This window comes from Protofrankia sp. Cr1 (assembly GCF_963555865.1).
Lineage (GTDB): Bacteria > Actinomycetota > Actinomycetes > Frankiales > Frankiaceae > Protofrankia.
The window spans coordinates 1,389-3,469 of the sequence record NZ_CAUVXO010000472.1; the positions used below are offsets into that span (position 1 = coordinate 1,389).

Genomic DNA, 2,081 nt, shown 5'->3' on the forward strand with positions numbered 1-2,081 from the left:
ACGTCGACAGCCGGCGCCAGTACCTCCATCGCGGCGGCAAGATCATAACGTTTATGTTATATTGGAGCTATGGCCAGGTGGCTGCTGGTGATACATCCCGAGGTGCGGGACTGGTTGCACGAGATCCGCAAGGGTGACCGTGAAACGGCGGCGCTCGTCGGGCAGGCTATCCAGCATGTGATCGACGGCCGCGGTCCGGACGAAGGACGTCCGCTTGTTGACCGGGTCAAGGGCAGCCGGGTGCACAGCTTGAAGGAGTTGCGGCCCGCCAGCGCCGGCGGGACCGAGGTCCGGGTTTTGTTCGTGTTCGATCCCGCCAGACGAATGGTCATGTTGGTCGCCGGCGACAAGTCCGGCAAATGGCAACGCTGGTACGACGTTGCGATCCCGCTCGCGGAAGCGCGCTACGCCGAGCATCTGGCGGCGCTGAGTGATGGGGCTGATTGAGATGACTGAGAAGACCGCCGCAGGGTGGCACGCATACGAGGACGTCGGAGAGCTGTTGGCCGAGCTCGAGCTCACCGACGACGACATGGAGCATGCCCGCGAAGCCACTGCTGACCACATCCGTGCGTGGCATCTCGCTCAGGTGCGCGCCGAGCAGGACCGGACCCAGGAGGACGTCGCTGCGGTGATGGGGGTCACGCAGCCCCGGGTGTCGGCGATCGAGCGGGGCGAACTTGACACAGTCACGTTTTCTACGTTGCGGGCGTACGTGCACGCTCTTGGTGGGAAGCTACGTGTCGTCGCGGATTTCGGTGACCGGGAGTACCGGCTGACATAAGCTGCACATTTTCAATGGCATCCTCGACGCATTCGTCGATCATGTCGGGCCGGACGCCGAAACGGCGGACCTCGCCAACGCAACAGACCCGTTCAGAGCCGCTGGGTGCGGAAGAATGTGCGGACGTCATCGACGAGCAGCTCGGGCTCCTCCATCGCTGCGAAGTGGCCGCCCCGGGGCATATCCGTCCAGTGACACAGGGTGGGGAAGGCCGCCTCACACCAGCTGCGAGGGGCCCGGATGATTTCGGCCGGGAACGCGGCATGGCCGAGCGGGACCGTGATCGGCGGGGGCCTGTGGCGCCGGCCGGGACCGATCGACTCGTAGTAGAGGCGGGTTGACGAGTTGATCGTCCCGGTCAGCCAGTAGATCGAAATGTTGTCGAGCAGCCGGTCGCGACTGAAGCGGGATTCGATCGTGCCGTCGCAGTCGCTCCACCCGTGGAACTTCTCCACGATCCAGCCGGCGAGCCCGGCCGGCGAGTCGGCGAGGCCGTAGGCAAGCGTCTGCGGCTTCGTCCCCTGGATCTTCTGGTAGCCGGTCTCGTGGTCGGCGAAATGCTTCACTCGGGCCAGGATGGCAAGGTCGGCTTCGTCCAGGCCGGCGGTTGGGTCGTTACGGTCCGGCGGCGGCGCCGGCAGCAGGTTGAGGTGGATGGCCCCTACCCGCTCGGGGGCCAGGCCGGCGACCGTGGTGGTGACCGCGCTGCCCCAGTCGCCTCCCTGCGCGAAGAACCGCTCGTAGTCCAGGCGGGTCATGAGCTCCAGGAAAGCGGCCGCAGCCCGGGTGATGGTCCATCCCCGCTCGGTCGTCGGACCCGAGAAGCCGTAGCCGGGCAGGGACGGGGCGACGACGTGGAAGGCGTCGGCCGGGTCACCGCCGTGGCTTGCCGGGTCGGACAGGGGGCCGAGCACCTGCCAGAACTCTGCCACCGAGCCCGGCCAGCCGTGGGTCAGCAGCAGGGGCCGGGCCGTCGGCTCGGGAGAGCGGGCGTGGATGAAATGGAGGCGCTGCCCGTCGATCTCGGTCGTGAACTGAGGAAAGGCGTTGGCCCGGGTCTGGAAGCCCGACCAGTCGTAGTCGTCGTTCCAGTACCGGCACAGCTCGACCAGGAAGTCACGTTCGGTGCCGTACTCCCACGCGGTGCCGGGTATCTGGTCAGGCCACCGGGTCCGGGCCAGCCGGTCGCGGAGGTCGTCGATCTCGGCGGTGGTGACACGCACATCGAACGGTTCGATCGTTGGTGGGGTCATGACCTGGATCCATTCGCGAGTCACGCCGGTGGGGGTCGGTGGGG

Annotated in this window: 3 protein-coding genes; 2 read left to right on the forward strand and 1 reads right to left on the reverse strand. The window is 66.9% G+C overall.

Annotation, left to right across the window (positions count from 1 at the left end):
* Positions 1-69: 69 nt before the first annotated feature.
* Both U9980_RS23980 and U9980_RS23985 read left to right on the forward strand, forming a co-directional pair.
* Positions 70-447: a type II toxin-antitoxin system RelE/ParE family toxin gene (locus U9980_RS23980; protein ID WP_416210379.1), complete on the forward strand. Its 378-nt coding sequence runs from the start codon at positions 70-72 to the stop codon at positions 445-447.
* 1 nt (position 448) lies between these two features.
* Positions 449-784 (forward strand): helix-turn-helix domain-containing protein, encoded by a 336-nt coding sequence (locus U9980_RS23985; RefSeq protein WP_322749001.1) that lies wholly within the window; start codon positions 449-451, stop codon positions 782-784.
* A gap of 92 nt (positions 785-876) precedes the next feature.
* On the opposite strand, the gene U9980_RS23990 is transcribed toward U9980_RS23985, so the two are convergent.
* A complete protein-coding gene (locus U9980_RS23990; protein WP_416210380.1) occupies positions 877-2,037 on the reverse strand; it encodes an epoxide hydrolase family protein in 1,161 nt (386 codons plus the stop codon).
* Positions 2,038-2,081: the final 44 nt, after the last annotated feature.